Source organism: Arthrobacter sp. SDTb3-6, from assembly GCF_013376095.1.
Taxonomy (GTDB): domain Bacteria; phylum Actinomycetota; class Actinomycetes; order Actinomycetales; family Micrococcaceae; genus Specibacter.
Genome location: NZ_JAAMFN010000022.1, coordinates 24236 through 41893 on the forward strand (window position 1 = coordinate 24236; position 17658 = coordinate 41893).

The 17658-nt window shown below is 67.9% G+C and carries 19 protein-coding genes; 16 read left to right on the forward strand and 3 right to left on the reverse strand.

The window, feature by feature from the left end; all coding sequences use genetic code 11:
• The first annotated feature begins 115 nt into the window (after positions 1-115).
• Together hflX and G6035_RS11910 are read left to right on the forward strand one after the other, a co-directional pair.
• Positions 116-1759 (forward strand): GTPase HflX, encoded by a 1644-nt coding sequence (gene hflX, locus G6035_RS11905; protein ID WP_256127937.1) that lies wholly within the window; start codon positions 116-118, stop codon positions 1757-1759.
• Positions 1752-3794 carry an ATP-dependent DNA helicase gene (locus tag G6035_RS11910; RefSeq protein WP_176617314.1) on the forward strand — a complete coding sequence of 681 codons (2043 nt, stop codon included), beginning with the start codon at positions 1752-1754 and terminating at the stop codon, positions 3792-3794. The genes hflX and G6035_RS11910 overlap by 8 nt, the downstream gene beginning before the upstream one ends.
• A 113-nt stretch (positions 3795-3907) precedes the next feature.
• Here the strand turns inward: G6035_RS11910 and lexA are convergent, their stop codons facing one another.
• Entirely contained in the window at positions 3908-4651 is a 744-nt protein-coding gene (gene lexA / locus G6035_RS11915) for a transcriptional repressor LexA (RefSeq protein ID WP_218063152.1), read from the reverse strand.
• 294 nt (positions 4652-4945) lie between these two features.
• Here lexA and G6035_RS11920 point away from each other — a divergent pair, with 294 nt between their 5' ends.
• From G6035_RS11920 to G6035_RS11955, 8 genes are all read left to right on the forward strand, one after another.
• Positions 4946-5362 carry a LysM peptidoglycan-binding domain-containing protein gene (locus G6035_RS11920; RefSeq protein WP_176617316.1) on the forward strand — a complete coding sequence of 139 codons (417 nt, stop codon included), beginning with the start codon at positions 4946-4948 and terminating at the stop codon, positions 5360-5362.
• 62 nt (positions 5363-5424) lie between these two features.
• Positions 5425-6522, forward strand: coding sequence for a histidinol-phosphate transaminase (locus G6035_RS11925; protein WP_176617317.1), 1098 nt, complete (start codon positions 5425-5427; stop codon positions 6520-6522).
• A 145-nt stretch (positions 6523-6667) separates the two neighbouring features.
• Positions 6668-7294 (forward strand): imidazoleglycerol-phosphate dehydratase HisB, encoded by a 627-nt coding sequence (hisB, locus tag G6035_RS11930; RefSeq protein ID WP_176617318.1) that lies wholly within the window; start codon positions 6668-6670, stop codon positions 7292-7294.
• Positions 7291-7950: an imidazole glycerol phosphate synthase subunit HisH gene (gene hisH, locus G6035_RS11935; protein WP_176617319.1), complete on the forward strand. Its 660-nt coding sequence runs from the start codon at positions 7291-7293 to the stop codon at positions 7948-7950. Before hisB ends, hisH begins: the two co-directional genes overlap by 4 nt.
• Positions 7951-8106, forward strand: coding sequence for a hypothetical protein (locus G6035_RS11940; protein ID WP_176617320.1), 156 nt, complete (start codon positions 7951-7953; stop codon positions 8104-8106).
• A 43-nt stretch (positions 8107-8149) separates the two neighbouring features.
• The gene (priA, locus tag G6035_RS11945; protein ID WP_176617321.1) at positions 8150-8887 is read left to right on the forward strand and encodes a bifunctional 1-(5-phosphoribosyl)-5-((5-phosphoribosylamino)methylideneamino)imidazole-4-carboxamide isomerase/phosphoribosylanthranilate isomerase PriA; all 738 of its coding nucleotides are present in this window, start codon (positions 8150-8152) and stop codon (positions 8885-8887) included.
• A gap of 11 nt (positions 8888-8898) precedes the next feature.
• The gene (locus G6035_RS11950; RefSeq protein ID WP_371130995.1) at positions 8899-9783 is read left to right on the forward strand and encodes an SseB family protein; all 885 of its coding nucleotides are present in this window, start codon (positions 8899-8901) and stop codon (positions 9781-9783) included.
• Between the two features lie 62 nt (positions 9784-9845).
• The gene (locus G6035_RS11955) at positions 9846-11192 is read left to right on the forward strand and encodes an MFS transporter (protein ID WP_176617323.1); all 1347 of its coding nucleotides are present in this window, start codon (positions 9846-9848) and stop codon (positions 11190-11192) included.
• Positions 11193-11271: 79 nt separating this feature from the next.
• Here G6035_RS11955 and G6035_RS11960 read toward each other — a convergent pair whose 3' ends face one another.
• Positions 11272-11679, reverse strand: a complete 408-nt coding sequence (locus G6035_RS11960) for a DUF1844 domain-containing protein (RefSeq protein ID WP_176617324.1) — start codon at positions 11677-11679, stop codon at positions 11272-11274.
• A 323-nt stretch (positions 11680-12002) separates the two neighbouring features.
• Between G6035_RS11960 and infC the strand changes: the two genes are divergently transcribed.
• The 5 genes from infC to G6035_RS11985 all read left to right on the forward strand — a co-directional run bounded on the left by infC (position 12003) and on the right by G6035_RS11985 (position 15841).
• Positions 12003-13064 carry a translation initiation factor IF-3 gene (infC, locus tag G6035_RS11965; RefSeq protein WP_371130996.1) on the forward strand — a complete coding sequence of 354 codons (1062 nt, stop codon included), beginning with the start codon at positions 12003-12005 and terminating at the stop codon, positions 13062-13064.
• A gap of 106 nt (positions 13065-13170) precedes the next feature.
• On the forward strand, positions 13171-13365 hold the full coding sequence (rpmI, locus tag G6035_RS11970; RefSeq protein WP_038467906.1) for a 50S ribosomal protein L35: 195 nt from the start codon (positions 13171-13173) through the stop codon (positions 13363-13365).
• A 106-nt stretch (positions 13366-13471) separates the two neighbouring features.
• Positions 13472-13855 (forward strand): 50S ribosomal protein L20, encoded by a 384-nt coding sequence (gene rplT, locus G6035_RS11975; protein ID WP_176617325.1) that lies wholly within the window; start codon positions 13472-13474, stop codon positions 13853-13855.
• A gap of 64 nt (positions 13856-13919) precedes the next feature.
• Positions 13920-14831 (forward strand): RNA methyltransferase, encoded by a 912-nt coding sequence (locus tag G6035_RS11980; protein ID WP_176617326.1) that lies wholly within the window; start codon positions 13920-13922, stop codon positions 14829-14831.
• A 77-nt stretch (positions 14832-14908) separates the two neighbouring features.
• Entirely contained in the window at positions 14909-15841 is a 933-nt protein-coding gene (locus G6035_RS11985; RefSeq protein ID WP_176617327.1) for a cation diffusion facilitator family transporter, read from the forward strand.
• On the opposite strand, the gene G6035_RS11990 is transcribed toward G6035_RS11985, so the two are convergent.
• Positions 15838-17085, reverse strand: coding sequence for an MFS transporter (locus G6035_RS11990; protein WP_176617356.1), 1248 nt, complete (start codon positions 17083-17085; stop codon positions 15838-15840). The two genes, G6035_RS11985 and G6035_RS11990, sit on opposite strands and share 4 nt — an antisense overlap.
• Before the next feature lie 129 nt (positions 17086-17214).
• On the opposite strand from G6035_RS11990, the gene G6035_RS11995 reads away from it, so the two are divergent.
• Complete coding sequence (locus G6035_RS11995; RefSeq protein ID WP_371130997.1) at positions 17215-17658, forward strand: (deoxy)nucleoside triphosphate pyrophosphohydrolase; 444 nt, start codon at positions 17215-17217, stop codon at positions 17656-17658.

Below are 17658 nucleotides of genomic sequence, written 5' to 3' on the forward strand. Positions count from 1 at the left end.
CCCGGGCCGGTGCCCCGGGGCCTGGCCGCCGGCTTGTCCACAGGGCCGTCCCGGCGAAGGTGTGGCTGTCGGTGCCCGGGACTACGATTGAGGTATCGCCCCCGTTAAGGAGAACATGTCCAACCCATCTGCACCCCGCGGTGCCGCCGACGACCACGGCCCCCGCGGCACATCCGCTGCAGGCCCTGCCGGCTCGGACCCCTCGGTCACGGAGATTGAAGCCGTGATTGACCGCATCCTGGCCAAGGATGCCGCCGTCGGGCGGGCCGCCCGCGAGGACGCCCGGCTCGACTCCGAAGATCCCGATTCAGCGGCCGGGACGTCCCACCCCATCATTGGACGGGCCCAGGCACTTTCCCGGCTGGACTTCCAGCACAGCAGCTTCGACGGGGACCAGTCCGAACTGGCCGCCCGCAACGCCTTGCGCCGCACCGCCGGTCTGTCCACGGAACTTGAAGATGTCACCGAGGTTGAGTACCGCCAGCTCCGCCTGGAGCGGGTGGTCCTGGCGGGGCTGTGGAGTGAAGGCACCATGGCCGACGCCGAAAACTCGCTGCGCGAATTGGCCGCCCTGGCTGAAACTGCCGGCTCCGAGGTGCTGGACGGGCTGGTGCAGCGCCGCGCCAAGCCGGACCCCGCCACCTACCTGGGACAGGGCAAGGCCCAGGAACTGAAGGACATCGTGCACGCCACCGGCGCGGACACCGTAATTGTCGACGGCGACCTTGCCCCCTCCCAGCGGCGCACGCTCGAGGAAGTCGTCAAGGTCAAGGTCATTGACCGCACGGCCCTGATCCTGGACATTTTCGCCCAGCACGCGCAGTCCCGGGAGGGCCGGGCACAGGTGGAACTGGCCCAGATGGAATACCTGCTCCCGCGCCTGCGCGGCTGGGGTGAATCCATGTCCAGGCAGGCAGGCGGCCGGGTCGGCGCCGCCGGCGGCGGCATCGGCTCGCGCGGACCCGGTGAGACCAAGATGGAACTGGACCGGCGGAAGATCCGCACCCGCATGGCCAAGCTGCGCCGGGAAATCGCCGCCATGAAGCCGGCCCGGGAAACCAAGCGGGCCAACCGAAAGCGCAACGCCGTGCCGTCCGTGGCAATTGCCGGGTACACGAATGCCGGCAAGTCGTCCCTGCTCAACCGGCTCACCGATGCCGGGGTGCTGGTGGAAAACGCCTTGTTCGCCACGCTGGACCCGACCGTCCGGAAGACCGAAACGGCCGACGGCCTAGGCTACACCCTGGTGGACACGGTCGGCTTTGTCCGTTCCCTGCCCACCCAGCTGGTGGAGGCGTTTCGCTCCACCCTCGAAGAGGTGGCCGACGCCGACCTGATCCTGCACATCGTGGATGCCTCCCATCCGGACCCGGAAGGCCAGATTGCCGCCGTGCGCACGGTGTTCACCGAAGTCGGGGCGCAGAAAATTCCTGAAATCATTGTCCTGAACAAGGCGGACATCGCCGACCCCTTCGTGGTGGAGCGGCTGCGGCAGCGCGAACCGCGCACCGTGGTGGTTTCCGCCCGCACGGGGGCGGGGATCGAGGAGCTGCTGGCAGCGATCAGTGCGGCCATTCCCCGGCCCAGCGTCGAGTTGACACTGCTCATTCCCTACGACCGCGGCGACGTCCTGAACCGGCTCCACCGCAGCGACGCCGAGATCATCAGCATCGAGCACGGCGAGCACGGCACCATTGCCCATGTCCGGGTCCGCGAAGGCCTGGCCAGTGAAGTCGAGCCGTTTGTCCAGCATGGGTGAGGCCGCAACCACCGCGGGGCCGCTCGCGGCCCAGGCGCTGGAACTGCTGGACAGCGCCGTGGCAGCCATGGGCGGCCAGCGCCGTGAGGGCCAGCATGAGATGGTCCGCCGGGTCGTGACAGCGCTGGAAAGTGGCGAGCACCTGCTGGTCCAGGCCGGCACGGGGACCGGGAAGTCCCTGGCCTACCTGATCCCGCTGATTGTGCATTCGCTGACCAGCGACAAACCCTCGGTTGTGGCGACGGCAACGCTGGCCCTGCAGGCCCAGATTGTGGGCCGCGACGTGCCCCGGCTGCTCGCTGCGCTGGAGCCGCTGCTGCCACGGCCCATCGATGTGGCGCTCGTCAAGGGACGCAGCAATTACGTGTGCAAGCACAAGCTCGAAGGGGGGTTCCCGTCCGAGGATTCCGCCGAGGGCGCCCTCTTCAGCCTGGGGGAAGACTCCAGCGTGGTGCACCTGCCCGGTGCCAAGTCCGGCCCGTCATCGCCCCTGGGCCGCGAAGTGGTGCGGCTGCGGGAATGGGCCGGGACTACGGAAACCGGCGACCGCGACGAACTCGTGCCCGGCGTCACGGACAAGGCCTGGCGACAGGTCTCGGTCACGTCAATGGAATGCCTCGGGGCACAGAAATGCCCGCTGGCCGAAGTGTGCTTTTCCGAGCTGGCCCGGGCCAAGGGCGGCGAAGCGGACATCGTGGTCACCAACCACGCCATGCTCGCCATCAGCGCCTTCGAGGGCATTGCCGTGCTGCCCGACTACGACGTCGTGGTGGTGGACGAGGCCCATGAGCTCCAGGACCGTGTCACGGGCGCCGTGACCGGCCAGCTGTCCCTGCAAATGGTGCAGGCCGCCGCGTCCAGCACGCGCAAGCACACCGGTGTGTCGGTGGAGGCGCTCCATGGTGCGGCCACGGCCCTGGACATGGCATTTTCGGGCACGCCCAGCGGGCTGCTGCCCAATGGACTCAACGACGAACACGCCGCAGCCATTGAACAGTTGCGTGACGCGGCCCGCGTGGCGCTGTCCGACTCCAAGCCGGACGGCAACGCGGCAGCCGACGGCGGGCGGTCGATCGCCAGGTCCCGGCTCAACCTGATCTTTGACCTGTGCGAACGGCTGCTCACCGCCAGGGATTCCCGCGAAGTGGTGTGGACCTCCCGCACCGGGACCTTCGCTCCCGGCAAGGGCTACCAGAAGGCCGACGAGAGCGAACCCCCCGTTATCAACATTGCCCCCCTCAGCGTGGCCGGCAAGCTCCGCGAGGGCCTGTTCGCGGACCACACGGTCGTGCTGACCTCCGCCACGCTGGCCATCGGTTCATCGTTCCAAGCCACGGCCGGGGGGCTGGGGCTGCTGGGCGCCAATGCACCGTCCTGGGCCGGCGCCGACGTCGGCTCGCCCTTTGACTACCCCAAGCAGGGCATGCTGTACGTGGCTTCGCACCTGGCCAAGCCGGGCTTTGGCAATTCCCCCGAACAGCTGTCCGAGTTGGAGGCCCTCATCACCGCCGCGGGCGGCGGCACGCTGGCCTTGTTCTCCTCGCGGCGGGCTGCGGAGGACGCGGCGGAAAAGCTGCGGAAAAAGCTCAAGGTCAAGATCCTCTGCCAGGGCGACTCGTCCATGGCCGGACTGATCAAGGAATTTTCGGACGAGCCGGACACCTGCCTGTTTGGCACCATGTCCCTCTGGCAGGGCGTGGACGTCCAAGGCGCCTCGTGCCGGCTCGTGGTCATCGACAGGATTCCGTTTCCACGACCGGACGACCCCCTTGTCATGGCACGGGCCAGGGCCGTGGCCCAAAGCGGCGGTGACGGGTTCATTGCCATCTCCGCCACGCACGCTGCCATCCGGCTGGCACAGGGCGTGGGGCGGCTGATCCGTTCCAGCAGCGACCGCGGCGTGGTTGCCGTCCTGGACTCCCGCCTGGCGAACGCCGGCTATGGCGGCTTCCTCCGTGCCGCGCTGCCGCCCTTCTGGTCCACCAAGGACCGCGCCGTGGCCCTCGCCGCGCTGCAGAGGCTTTCCGGCAAGTAGCCGCCGGCGCCAGCCGGCCCGGCATTTTTCCGTCGGCCCTTCGACGCCGCGGCCGCGGGCGGCCTTGGCGCCTCCTTTACGCCTCCGACAAAAAATGTCGGCTCCGGGCTTGCCTACAGGCTGCGGAGGACGGAGACGACCTTGCCCATGACGGTGGCTTCGTCGCCGAGGATGGGCTCGTAGCGCGTGTTCTGCGGCAGCAGCCACGTGTGGCCGTCGCGCTGGCGGAACGTCTTGACCGTCGCCTCGTCGTCCAACAGCGCCGCAACGATGTCGCCGTTGTCGGCCATGTTCTGGCGCCGGACCACCACCCAGTCGCCGTCACAGATGGCCGCATCAATCATGGAGTCGCCGGCTACCTTCAGCATGAACAGTTCGCCGCTGCCCACGATCTGGCGGGGGAGCGGCATGATGTCATCGACCATCTGGTCCGCCAGGATGGGCCCGCCGGCCGCAATCCGTCCCACGAGGGGAACAAAGGCGGTGTCCGAGGCACTGCTCAGTTGGGCAAAGTTCAGCCCGTTCGAGCTGCGGACCTGGTCCGGGTCGTTGACGCCCTCAATGGACACGGTGCCGTTGTCAATGACCAGCGGGATGAGCACCTCCATGGCGCGGGGGCGCTTGGGGTCGCGGCGCAGGTATCCGTGCCGTTCGAGCTGGATCAGCTGGTGGGTCACGCTGGACAGGCTGGCCAGGCCCACGTTGTCGCCAATTTCCCGCATGGACGGCGGGTATCCCTTGTCGGCAATGGAGCGCTGGATGCATTCGAGAATCTTCTTCTGCCGCACCGTAAGCCCCTTCATTCCTGCCCTGCTGGGGGCCTGCGGGATTCGATGCGGAGGTTCCGGTAGCGCCATGGTCCTTCGATCCTTTCTGGGGATGCAGCCAATAATGTCAGTGCCTGCTGGTGGACTGCTCTTGTTGGCGAATCCTTTCCCTCAAGATTAAGCCCGATATCGACGAATTTCAAACATTTGTTCTATCGAGTCTTGGCAAGCGTCGTCAATAGATGCTAAAACTAAGAGAGCAAGGATAGAACATACGTTCTATCGAACATATTGTGCATGGAAGTCGTCTCCAGTCAGGTGTTTGCGGTCCTCCCCGAGGGGTGGCCGCCAAGGTGGCGGGGTCCCTGCGAAAGGAATGAAGTCATGAGTGCATTGGTGATTTCCCGCCCGGGTCCGGCCCTGGCCGCCTCCACGCCGCGTCGGGCGGGAACGGACCGTCCGACGGCCGCCACGGGGCTGCGCCTGACCCGGCGCGGACGCATGCTGCTGCTTGGCCTGCCGGCACTCGCGGTGACGTCCGTGCTGGTCTTTTCCCTGCTGGCCGTCCTGCTCGGTTCCCTGGCCAGCCCGGCCAAGGCGTCGACCCGGGATGCCGGCGCCGGCCTGGGCGGCCCTGCGGCCGTCACCGTCCTGCAGGGCGACAGCCTGTGGTCGATCGCGGCCGCCAGCGCCGGCACGCGTGACGTACGTGACGTCGTGGCTGACATTGTGTCCCTGAACAATCTCGGCAGCAATGTCCTTCAGGCCGGACAGCGCCTGTACGTCCCACTCCCGGAGTAGGCCACAGGGTCCCCGGGCGTCACAAGTTCGTGTCAGGCCTCCTGCCGCCTTAAACTGGTGGGATGGACCAGTTTGAACGTCTCAGCCAGTTGCCCCTTCGTGACGATTTGCGCGGCCAGCATCCCTATGGCGCGCCGCAGCTGGACGTTCCGATCCTGCTCAATGTCAATGAAAACACCTTCGGGGTGCCGTTGGATGCCAAGGAAGCGATCCTCAAGGCCGTCTCTGACGAGCTGGACGGGCTGAACCGCTACCCGGACCGCGAATTTACCGAACTGCGCCGGGCGCTGGCCGCCTACCTGGGCCACGGCCTGGTCGAAGAAAACATCTGGGCCGCGAACGGTTCCAATGAGGTCCTGCAGCAGCTGCTCCAGGCCTTCGGCGGCCCGGGCCGCAGCGCCATGGGATTCCCCCCCACATATTCGATGTACCCGTTGCTGGCCAGCGGCACCGGCACCGCCTACGTGGCAGGCGTCCGCGGGGATGACTACAGCCTCACGGCCGAATCCGCCGCCGGACAGGTGCGGGCGCAGGCCCCCAACATTGTCTTCCTCTGCTCGCCCAACAACCCCACCGGCACGGCGATCGGGCTGGATGTGGTCGAAGCGGTCTATGCGGCGGGGGAGGCCTCCCAAGCCATCGTGATCGTTGACGAGGCCTATGCGGAGTTTGCCCACGCCGGCACCCCCAGTGCCCTGTCCCTGCTTGAGGGCCGGCCGCGCCTGGTGGTCTCACGCACCATGAGCAAGGCCTTCGCCCTGGCCGGGGCCCGGGTGGGCTACCTGGCATCCGCCCCGGAAGTTGCCGATGCCATCCGGCTGGTCCGCCTGCCCTACCATCTCTCGGCCATCACCCAGGCCACGGCCGTTGCCGCCCTGCGCAATTCAGACGCCCTGCTGGCCAACGTCGAGGCCATCAAGGTCCAGCGCGACCGCATCGTGGCTGAACTGCTGGCGATGGGGCTGGCGCCGGCGCCGTCGGACTCCAACTTTGTCTTCTTCGGCGGCCTGGCCGACCCCGCGGCCGTGTGGGCCGGACTGCTGGCCGCCGGCGTGCTGATCCGCGACGTCGGCATCCCCGGCCACCTGCGCGTCACCGCCGGCACGGAGGCCGAGACCACCGCGTTCCTGGACGGGCTGCGCGCCATCCTGGCGAAATAGCGCAGCGGCGCCCGGCGTCGTGCCGCCGCCGGGGCGGGACACCAGCGCCCTTGCGTCTAAACTGGTGGTACACCAACACGAACGTTGCACGTGCCATGCCATGCCCGTCATCGGGCGCCCCAGGAAGCAAAGGACCCCAAGAACAATGACCGAAAACGGCCCGCAGTCCGGCCAGGGACGCACGGCACGCCTTGAACGCGCCACGAGCGAATCCAGCGTGCTCGTCGAGATCAACCTGGACGGCACCGGGGTTTCGGACATTGACACTTCCGTGCCGTTCTACGACCACATGCTGACGGCGCTCTCCAAGCACTCGCTGATCGACATGAAGGTCAAGGCCACCGGCGACACCCACATCGACGCACACCACACGGTGGAGGACGTCGCCATCTCCCTGGGCGAGGTGCTGCGCGAGGCGCTCGGCAACAAGGCCGGGATCCGCCGCTTCGGCGAGGCCACCATTCCGCTTGACGAGGCCCTGGCCAACGCCGTGGTGGACGTTTCCGGGCGGCCCTACCTGGTCCACAGCGGCGAACCCGCGGGGCAGGAATACCACCTGATCGGCGGGCACTTCACCGGCTCGCTGACCCGCCACGTGTTTGAGGCCATCACCCTGCACGCACAGATCTGCCTCCACATGACCCTCATCGCCGGCCGGGACCCGCACCACATCGTCGAAGCCCAGTTCAAGGCGTTTGCCAGGGCCCTGCGCTCGGCCGTTGAAAAGGACCCGCGCGTCACCGGGATCCCGTCCACCAAGGGACTTTTGTGAGCGCGCCGGCACCGCAACCCACCGTCACGGTCCTGGACTACGGCTCCGGCAACGTCCGCTCCGCCGTCCGGGCCCTGGAGCGCGCGGGCGCCCGGGTGACCCTGAGCGCGCGCCCCGACGACGTGCTCGGCGCCGACGGACTCGTGGTGCCCGGCGTGGGCGCCTTTGGCTCCGTCATGGCAGAACTGAAGGCCGTGGATGCCATCAGGATGATTGGCCGGCGGGTGGCCGGCGGCCGCCCCGTGCTGGGCATCTGCGTGGGCCTGCAGGTCCTGTTCGAGGCCGGCGTGGAACACGGTGTGCGGGAAGCAGGCATCGGGGAGTGGCCGGGCACGGTGGAACTCCTGCCGGCCGCCGTGGTGCCGCACATGGGCTGGAACACGGTGAAGGCACCCGTTGGGTCCATGCTCTTCGCCGGCGTCGAGGACGAACGGTTCTACTTCGTCCACTCCTACGGCGTCCAGTCCTGGGACTTTGACGTCATCCAGCCAAAGATGAAGCCGCCGGCCGTCACCTGGTCCGAGCACGGTGCGCCGTTCATTGCCGCCGTGGAGAACGGCCCGCTGTGCGCCACCCAGTTCCACCCGGAAAAGTCCGGCGACGCCGGGGCCCGCCTGCTGCGCAACTGGGTGCAGTCGCTGAAGGCGGCCGCCTAGATGTACTCGCTGCTCCTGATGGCCCTGGGCGGCCTCCTGATTGGCGGCGCCTACACCTTCTACCAGCAAAAGACGCCGCGCTGGCTCCCCATCTGCTTCGTCATTCTCGCTGCCATGTCTCTCGTGGCCGCGTACCTGCTCACCCTAAAGGGTTGAGCGGCCCGTGCCGCCCGCCCGCCACCAACACCTTGAGGACCCGATGACCACCAACCCCATCCTGGAACTGCTGCCCGCCGTCGACGTTGCCGACGGCCAGGCCGTCCGGCTCGTCCAAGGCGAAGCCGGCTCCGAAACCGGCTACGGCTCACCGTTGGAGGCGGCCCTGAACTGGCAGAACGACGGCGCCGAATGGGTCCACCTCGTGGACTTGGACGCTGCGTTCGGCCGCGGCTCCAACCAGGGACTGCTCCGCGAGGTGGTCCAGGCCCTGGACGTGAAGGTGGAACTGTCCGGCGGCATCCGCGACGACGCCTCCCTGGAAGGGGCGCTGGAACTGGGCGCTGCGCGCGTCAACCTCGGCACCGCCGCCCTGGAAAACCCCGAATGGACCGCCCGCGCCATCGCACGCTTTGGCGACAAGATCGCCGTCGGCCTGGACGTGCGGGGCACCACCCTCGCCGGCCGCGGCTGGACCAAGGAAGGCGGGGAGCTCTGGGACGTCCTGGCGCGCCTCGAGGACGCCGGCTGCGCCCGTTACGTGGTCACCGACGTCACGAAGGACGGCACGCTGCGCGGCCCCAACGTGGAACTGCTGCGTGAAATGTGCACGCGCACCGCCAAGCCCGTGGTGGCGTCCGGCGGAATTTCCAGCCTGGAGGACCTGCGTGTGCTGCGCGGCCTGGTGGGTGAGGGCGTCGAAGGCGCCATCGTGGGCAAGGCACTGTATGCGGGGAAATTCACGCTGCCCCAGGCACTGGACGTCGCCGGACGCCGCTAAACGCCATGGAAGTGTCGCCCAGGAAACAGCTGCCCGGACACATCGCTTCCGCCCTTGCCGGCGCCGGCGGCAGCACGGACTCCGCCGGCCAGCCATGGCACGGCCGGACGCTGCCGGACGGTGGGACGTACCACAATTTCGACGCCGACGACGGCACCGCCGACCCCTCCTACACCGGCGCCGTCGAGCGGCTGCTGGCGGGAACCGGTGCGGAAGAGGAGGTGGTGGCCGCGCTGGCGCAGGCCCGGGTCTTCATTCCCATCGTGGCCCAGCTCGCCGAACAAACCGTGGGGGAAAACGGGCTGGTGTCCGACAAGGAATCGGACATGGCCCTGGTCACCCTCCAGGCTCCTGACGGGCGCCGGGCACTGCCGGCCTTCACCAGGGCCGACGCACTCACCCGCTGGCACCCGGAGGCGCGGCCAGTGGCAGTCTATGCGGCCCGGGCCGCCCTGTCCGCCGTGTCGGAGGATGCGCAGCTGATGGTGCTGGACCCCGGTTCGGCGCGGCCGTTCGTGGTGCGGCGGCCGGCCATGTGGGCCCTGGCGCAACAGCGGGAGTGGCTGCCCAGCTATGTGGACCCCGCCGTGCGGCAGGTGCTGGAAGATTCGGTGGCTGCCGTCGGCAACCCGGCCGTCCTGCGCATTGCCGCCGAGGCCGGCCCGGGCGTGGAATCCCTGTGGGACAGCGGCAGCTCCCCGGCCGGCCACATGGTGGCCGGCGGCGGGGCAGGTCCCGAACTGGCCGTCTCCATCACCCTGGCGCCCGGCCTCGACCAGTCCGCGCTCAACGCACTCCTCCACGCCCTGCAGGGATACTGGGCGGGGAATGAACACTTCGCGCAGGCCGTTGACTCCATGCAGGTGCGGTTGCACCATCCCGGACCTACCCCTTAGTTCCCCGGCAAGGCTGCCCCGGCGCCCTCTTGCGGTGGACTGCAAGAGAAAAGAAAAACGAAGTGAACTTTGCCAACTACCGGCAGCTGCTCGCGATTGCGCCGGTCCGGCGGCTGCTCGTGATCGCCATGATCGCCCGGATTCCGCATGCGGCCGCCGGCGTGCTGCTGACGCTCCACGTGGTCCAGACCATGAACCTCAGCTATGCCGCGGCCGGTTCCGTGGCTGCCGCCGTCACCGTCGGGATCGCGTTGGGCGCGCCCTGGCGTGGACGGCAGGTGGACATCCTGGGTTTGCGCCGGGCGCTGGTTCCGTCCGTGATCGCCGAAGTGGCCGTGTGGTCCGTGGCGCCCTTCCTGAACTACCAGCTGCTGGTGGTGGCGGCCGTCATCGGGGGGCTGTTTGCCGTGCCAATCTTTTCCGTGGTCCGCCAGGCCCTCGGGGTCATGGTCCCGCCGGGACAGCGGCGGACCGCCTACGCACTGGACTCGATGGGCGCAGAGATCACCTTCATGGTGGGCCCGGCCGCGGGCGTGGTGCTGGCCACCACGATCCATACCGTGGTGGGGCTGGTCATCATTGGCGTCTCCGCGGCCCTTGCCGGCCTTTTGCTGATGTGGACCAATCCGCCCACGCGCTCAGGCCACAAGGGGGCCTGGGTGGATCCGGCCGGGGCCGTGCCGGCGCCCGAAGCCGGGCCGAAGGGGCCGGCGAGGATTGCCGCCGGGAACGTCCAGGCCCGGACCAGCCGGCTGGGACGCCTGTGGGGCGGCGCCCGCAGCAACCTGGTGTGGGTGAACCTGGCGGTATTGGCCGTGCTGGGTGCCTCACTCGGTGCCGGCCTGGTGCTGTCCGGCACCGACGTTGGCATGGTCGCGATGCTGCGCGCCAACGGCCAGGTGGGCGAGCTGGGCGTGGTGTTCTTCTTCTGGTGCGGCGCCTCCCTGGTGGGCGGGCTGGTCTACGGCTCGCTGAAACGGTCCATCAACCCGCTCTGGCTGCTGGGCGCCATGGCCCTGCTCACCATTCCGATGGGTTTCGCCGGCAATGCGTGGACGCTGGGGCTGCTCTCGATCCTGCCCGGATTCCTGTGCGCCCCGGTGCTGACCTCCAGTGCCGAGCACATTGCGGACCTGGTGGAGGAGCGCCGCCGCGGTGAGGCCATGGGCTGGTACGGCTCGTCGATGACGCTCGGCAGCGCCATGGGCGCCCCGTTCGCCGGTGCCATGATCGATGCCGTCGGACCGTGGGCGGGGTTCGCCGTCATCGGCATCCTGGCCGGGGTGTTGGCGCTGGCGGGCCTGGCGGCCCAGTACGCCCGACGGCGGCGGGCCGGAACCGCTGCAGCGCCCGCCGGGGCGCAGCGTGCCGGGCTTGACGGCCTGCTGGAAGAACCCGACCCGGTTTAAACCGGACCCGGTCTAAAAACGTTTGGGGGCCGGCTGCCACCCCTGTTGGTGTGGCAGCCGGCCCCCTCAGGGCGGCTTGCTAGTTCACGGCTCCGGTGTACTTTTCCCCCGGGCCCTTGCCGGGCGCGTCCGGGAATTCGGAGGCCTCACGGAAGGCCAGCTGCAGTGAACGCAGGCCGTCGCGCAAGGGACCGGCGTGCTGGCTGCCGATCTCCGGTGCTGCCGCCGTGACGAAGCCGGCGAGGGCAGTGATCAACTTGCGGGCCTCGTCCAGGTCCTTCAGCTCCTCGGCGTCGGGGCCGGCGGCCAGCCCGCACTTGACCGCGGCGGCACTCATGAGGTGGACGGCAGCCGTGGTGATGACTTCCACCGCCGGAACCTCGGCTATGTCCCGCACCACCGAGGCGGCCTCGGCGTCGCCGAGTGTTTCCTCGGGTGCGAAGCTGTTGCGGTGGCTGGTGTCCGAATTATTCTCTGGGGTGTTCATACTGCTAAGCTTGTCACAGACCGACTGGGTGCTGTTACTTCAGCGGGGCCAAAACCCCGCCACGAAGGCTGTGTCCGGTTTGCAAGTGGAGTCCTCTCCCACCTTTCGACCCAGTGATGGCGTTGTCTGGTTCCGGTTGGCGCCTTCGGACACGAAGGCGGGCCGCTGTCCTGACAGGACGTCGCGGCACCAATCATCGAGGCCTCCGATTGCATCAGCGATGGGAGGCCTTCTTCTTTGCTGATGGCGCTCACCTTCCTTTTAGTCAACAGGAGTTACACATTAGCGAGCCACGCATCAATGATCGTATCCGCGTCCCCGAGGTGCGGTTGGTTGGGCCGGCAGGCGAACAAGTAGGGATCGTCCGCATTGAAGACGCCCTCCGTTTGGCTGCCGAGTCGGACTTGGATCTGGTTGAGGTAGCACCGACGGCGAAGCCGCCGGTGTGCAAACTGATGGACTTCGGCAAGTACAAGTACGAGGCGGCCGTCAAGGCACGCGAAGCCCGGAAGAACCAGACGAACACCGTTCTGAAGGAAATCCGCTTCCGCCTCAAAATTGACAAGCACGACTATGAGACCAAGCGCGGGCACGCCCTCCGCTTCCTCGGCACCGGAGACAAGGTCAAGGCCATGATCCAGTTCCGCGGCCGCGAGCAGCAGCGTCCGGAAATGGGCATCCGCCTGCTCCAGAAGTTTGCCGAGGATGTGGCCGAGGTTGGCGTCATCGAGTCGAGCCCACGGATCGACGGACGCAACATGGTCATGGTGATCGGCCCCTTGAAGAACAAGGCCGAGGCCAAGGCTGAAGCGCGCCGCCAGCAGCAGCGGGCCGATGCCAAGGCACACAACGAGGCCGTGGCCAACGGCACCGCCCGCGTTGACGTGGACCGGAACAACAAGGCGCCGATGACGCAGTCCCTCGCGGACCTGCTTCCCCAGGGCCTGCACCTGAACGAAGGCGCCGGCGCGGCAGCCGCCCCGGCTCCCGCAGCCCAGGACGCACCCGCGGCCAGCGCCCCGGCAGCCGAGGAGGCACCCGTCGCCGCACCGGCGGCCCCCGCAGCAAAGGCCCCGGCAGCCAAGGCTCCCGAGACCAGGGCTGCGGAGTCCAAGGCCCAGCCCGCAGCCAAGGCCCCGGCCCAGCCGGCAGCCAAGGCACCTGCAGCCAAGGCACCTGCAGCCAAGGTGCCGGCCGCCGCGCCGAAGCCCGTGGCCGCACCCAAGCCCGTGGCTGCCAAGCCGGTCCCGATGCCCAAGCCCATGGCAAAGCCGGCCGTCAAGCCGGCAGCCCGGCCTGCTGCGAAGGCAGCAGCGAAGCCGGCGGCCAAGCCCGCCCCTGCAAAGGGCGCGGCAGCCGCCGACACCAAGAACCCAGCCGAATAGGGGATAACCCGGTTCGGCGGTGAACACACACCCCGACAGTGACCCAACCGGTCGCTGCAAGAGAACCACAGGCAGCGCCGGTGGATACGTAAGGAGACAGGTCCTCATGCCTAAAATGAAGACACACAGTGGTGCCAAGAAGCGATTCAAGCTGACCGGTTCCGGCAAGCTGCGCCGCCAGCAGGCCAACCGCCGCCACTACCTGGAGCACAAGCCCTCCAGCCTGAAGCGCCGCCTGAAGGGTGACCTCCTGGTTGCCAAGGCCGACGTCCGCAACATCAAGAAGATGCTCGGCATCTAATTTCGCAAGTCAATGGGTGTGGGTCCCGTTCCGGGCCCGGCACCCTTCCATAAACGCCTTCCCTGGCATGATTGGCTTGGGATACAAAACTTGAAGGAGTACGCACGTGGCACGTGTGAAGCGGGCGGTAAACGCCCACAAAAAGCGTCGGGTTGTTCTTGAGCGCGCAAAGGGTTACCGCGGACAGCGTTCGCGCCTGTACCGCAAGGCCAAGGAGCAGCTGCTGCACTCGTTCGTGTACAGCTACGGCGACCGCCGCAAGCGCAAGGGCGACTTCCGCCGCCTGTGGATCCAGCGCATCAATGCTGCGGCCCGCGCCAACGGCCTGACCTACAACCGCCTGATCCAGGGCCTGAAGGCTGCCGAGATCGAGGTTGACCGCCGCATGCTGGCCGACCTGGCCGTCAACGACGCCGGTGCGTTCGCCGCGCTGGTGAAGCTGGCCAAGGCCGCACTGCCGTCTGACACCTCCGCCGCGGCGGCAAAGTAACTGCACTGATGGAGCGGAACCCGGTGTTCCGTAATCCCGCAGGGGGACTGCTAAAGTCCTAAACATGAGTGAACCCGGGCGCCCGCCAGCTGATGCAATGACCAATCCTCGAGCAGATCGAGTGAGGGACGTTGCGAAGCTGGCAGGGCGCTCGGGCCGTTTAAAACGCCGGCAGTTTTTTGTGGAAGGCCCGCAGGGCGTCCGGGAGGCGCTGCAGGCCCACCGGGAGTGCCTGGAGGCCGGCGGCAGCGCCGTGGTGGAGGCCGTCTACGCCACCGTGGAATGCCTCAAACGCCACGACGAGCTGCTGGAACTGGCAGCCAACCCCGGCTCCCGGCTGCAGGTGCGCATCGCCAGCGACCTGGTCCTGCAGGCCATGACGGACACCGTCACCCCGCAGGGGATCGTGGCCGTGTGCAACTTTGTCGACGTGCCGCTGGCGGAAGTGCTGGCAGCCAAGCCGAAGCTGATCGCCATGCTGTGCCGCGTCCAGGACCCCGGCAACGCCGGGACCGTGCTGCGTGCCGCCGACGCGGCAGGGGCCGACGCGGTCATTTTCACCAGTTCCAGCGTGGACATCTACAATCCGAAGGCTGTGCGTTCCACGGCCGGCTCGCTCTTCCACCTGCCCGTGGTGCGCGGCGTCGAGCTGTCCGAGGTGGTGGACGCGGCGAAGGCGGCCGGCATCGGCATCCTGGCCGCGGACGGCTATGGTTCACTGAACCTGGACCTGCTGCAGGATGAAAGCGCCGCCCGCGCCTTTGAACAACAGATCCCCGACTCACAATATGAGCTGGAGACGCCCACCCTGTGGCTGTTCGGCAACGAGGCCCAGGGCCTGGCCGGGGAGGAAAAGGCCCTGGCCGAGCATCGCGTGGCCGTGCCGGTCTACGGCGAGGCGGAGTCGTTGAACCTTGGCACGGCCGCCACCGTCTGCCTGTACGCCAGCGCGCGTGCCCAGCGCCGCGCGGACTGAGACGCGCGCCCAACCACTACAACCACACGCTCAATCCGGGTCCGGCCCGGCCTGGGCTTTCATGAGGGGAATCCATCATGGCCCATGGCGGCGGCAACAAGGCGATCATCGCCGCGCTGGCGGCAAACCTGTCCATCGCGGTGCTGAAGTTTTTGGCGTACCTGCTGACGCAGTCCTCATCCATGCTGGCGGAATCCGTCCACTCGCTTGCGGATTCGGGCAACCAGCTCCTGCTGCTGCTTGGGGGACGCCGGGCCAAGCGGCAGGCAAGCCCGGAGCATCCCTTTGGCTACGGCCGTGAACGCTACGTGTACGCGTTCCTGGTCTCCATCATCCTCTTTAGCGTCGGCGGCGTCTTCGCGCTCTATGAAGCATATTCAAAATGGCAGCACCCCCACGCGATGGATGTGCAGTGGGCATGGGTGCCCTTGGTGGTGCTGGTGGGCTCGATCGTGCTGGAGGGGAATTCCTTCCGGACTGCCATTAAGGAATCCAACCACACCCGCGGCTCCAAGAGTTGGGTGGAGTTCATCCGGACCGCCAAGGCGCCGGAGCTGCCCGCCGTGCTGCTTGAGGACTCAGCGGCATTGCTTGGCCTGATCTTTGCCCTTTTCGGGGTGAGCCTGACCCTTGTTACCGGCAACGGGCACTGGGATGCGGCCGGCACCGGACTCATCGGCCTGCTGCTCGTCACGGTGGCCGTGGTCCTGGCCGTGGAAACAAAGTCGCTGCTGTTGGGCGAATCCGCCACGGAGGAGGACATCCGGGCCATCGAGGCGTCCCTCGTGGGACCCGGCGTGAGCAGCATCATCCACCTCAAGACCCTGCACCTGGGGCCCGAGGAACTGCTGGTGGCGGCCAAGATCGCCGTGGCGGAGTCGGAGACCGGGGCCCAGATCGCCCAGGCCATTGACGCCGCGGAAAAGCGGGTGCGCGCCGCGGTTCCCATTGCCAAGGTCATCTACCTGGAACCGGACATCCCCTCGGTGCCGAAGCAGTCCCTGCCCTAGCAGGGGGGCGCCTGGCGGAGGGCGGTGGCCTGGGCCGCCTTCGCTTCCTTCGTGCGCTTGTCGAGCAGCCCGCTGGCCAGGGCGATGCCCAGCCCCAGCACGGCCAGGACGGCGCCCACAAGCGCGGGCGCGGTAAACCCCCAGCCCCAGGAAATGACCAGACCGCCGGCGAAGGCCCCCAGTGCGTTGGCCAGGTTGAGCGCGGAGTGGTTCAGCGACGAGGCCAGGGTGGGGGCCCCGGGGGAGACGTCCAGCAGCCGGGTCTGCAGCGACGGGATCAGCATGGACCCGGAGGCGCCGATCACGAAGATCATCACGAGTGCCAGCCACTGGATGTGCACGGTAAACGCATAAAGGACCAGCATCGTGGCGATGAAGGCCATCATGAGGTAGATGCTGCCCAGCACGGACCAGTCCGCCAGCTTGCCGCCGACGAAGCTGCCCGCCACCATGCCCAGGCCGTACAGGCCCACAATTACCGGCAGGAAGTCCGCCGGGAACCCGGCGACGTCCGTCATTGTGTTGGCAACATAGGTGTAGACGGCGAAGAAGCCGCCGAACCCCACCACGCCCACCAACAGCGTCAGCCATACCTGGCCGCGCTTCAAGGCGCCCAGCTCACGGCGCAGGCTGGCATCCGGGTGGGCCTTCTGCGACGGGATGATCACGGCAATGAACACGATGGTCACCACGCCGATGAAAGCGACCAGGACGAACATGAGCCGCCAGCCGAACTGCTGGCCCACGAGCGTGGCCAGCGGCACGCCCACGACATTGGCCACGGCCAGCCCCATCATGACCATGGCGATGGCCCGGCCCCGCTTGGTGGGGGCCACGAGGGAGGCGGCCAGCACCGCCGCCACGCCAAAGTAGGCACCGTGGGGCAGGCCGGCCACAAAGCGGGTCACCATCAGCGTGGTGTAGTCCTGGGCGAAGAACGAGGACAGGTTGCCCAGCGTAAACAGGGCCATCAGCGCCAGCGCCAGCGTCTTGCGCCGCCATCGGGCACTGACGGCCACCAGCAGCGGGGCGCCCACCACGACCCCGAGGGCGTAGGCGGAGATGACATGTCCGGCCTCCGGCACCGACACACCCACTCCTGCGGCCACATTGGGCAGCAGGCCCATCATGGCAAATTCGGTGGTGCCAATGCCAAACCCGCCGATGGCCAGGGCAAAGATGGCCCAGGCGGCGGCATTGGGCGAGGCCGCCCTGGTTTGGGGCAGGGTGCCGGTGGTGGTCATGGCGGGGTCTCCCAGCGGGGCGGTTTCGCCCCCGCCGGTCGGCTTGGGGCGGGCGGCGCGACGGGCCGCAAAATAGGTGGACAGGACGGCGCTGTCCATCCCCAGTCTACTTGCGCCTATGCTGGGTCCGTGACCCCAACCAAACAAACCCCAACCAAACAAATTGTGGGCGGAGCCCTTGTGGATTCGCTGGCCCGGCCCACGCGCCTGCTCGCCGCCCGGCGGACGGCGCCGCCGGAATTTGCCGGCATGTGGGAATTCCCCGGCGGCAAGGTGGAACCCGGCGAAAGCGCCCGGGAAGCACTGCACCGCGAACTGGCGGAGGAACTGGGCATCACGGTCCGCCTGGGCGCCGAGCTGGCCGGCCCGATGCCGGAAGGCTGGCCCCTCGCCGCCCCGGCGGCCATGCGCGTCTGGCTGGCAGAGGTGACGGAGGGAGCCCCGGCACCCCTGGAAGACCACGACGAACTGCGCTGGGTGCCCCTGCACGGCACGGAAGTCCTGGAGCTGCCGTGGATTCCGGCGGACCTGCCCATCGTGCGGGCCCTTCAGGAGCTGGACACGCCTGCCTGA

What these genes read in the sequence shown, in the direction of transcription:
- G6035_RS11940 (WP_176617320.1), top strand. Translation starts at nt 7,951, where the DNA reads ATGTACTCGCTGCTCCTGATGGCCCTGGGCGGCCTCCTGATTGGCGGC.
- lexA (WP_218063152.1), bottom strand. Translation starts at nt 4,651, where the DNA reads ATGGCGCTACCGGAACCTCCGCATCGAATCCCGCAGGCCCCCAGCAGG.
- G6035_RS11980 (WP_176617326.1), top strand. Translation starts at nt 13,920, where the DNA reads ATGAGTGAACCCGGGCGCCCGCCAGCTGATGCAATGACCAATCCTCGA.
- G6035_RS11920 (WP_176617316.1), top strand. Translation starts at nt 4,946, where the DNA reads ATGAGTGCATTGGTGATTTCCCGCCCGGGTCCGGCCCTGGCCGCCTCC.
- hisB (WP_176617318.1), top strand. Translation starts at nt 6,668, where the DNA reads ATGACCGAAAACGGCCCGCAGTCCGGCCAGGGACGCACGGCACGCCTT.
- G6035_RS11985 (WP_176617327.1), top strand. Translation starts at nt 14,909, where the DNA reads ATGGCCCATGGCGGCGGCAACAAGGCGATCATCGCCGCGCTGGCGGCA.
- rpmI (WP_038467906.1), top strand. Translation starts at nt 13,171, where the DNA reads ATGCCTAAAATGAAGACACACAGTGGTGCCAAGAAGCGATTCAAGCTG.
- G6035_RS11910 (WP_176617314.1), top strand. Translation starts at nt 1,752, where the DNA reads ATGGGTGAGGCCGCAACCACCGCGGGGCCGCTCGCGGCCCAGGCGCTG.
- G6035_RS11990 (WP_176617356.1), bottom strand. Translation starts at nt 17,085, where the DNA reads ATGACCACCACCGGCACCCTGCCCCAAACCAGGGCGGCCTCGCCCAAT.
- G6035_RS11925 (WP_176617317.1), top strand. Translation starts at nt 5,425, where the DNA reads ATGGACCAGTTTGAACGTCTCAGCCAGTTGCCCCTTCGTGACGATTTG.
- priA (WP_176617321.1), top strand. Translation starts at nt 8,150, where the DNA reads ATGACCACCAACCCCATCCTGGAACTGCTGCCCGCCGTCGACGTTGCC.
- hflX (WP_256127937.1), top strand. Translation starts at nt 116, where the DNA reads ATGTCCAACCCATCTGCACCCCGCGGTGCCGCCGACGACCACGGCCCC.
- G6035_RS11960 (WP_176617324.1), bottom strand. Translation starts at nt 11,679, where the DNA reads ATGAACACCCCAGAGAATAATTCGGACACCAGCCACCGCAACAGCTTC.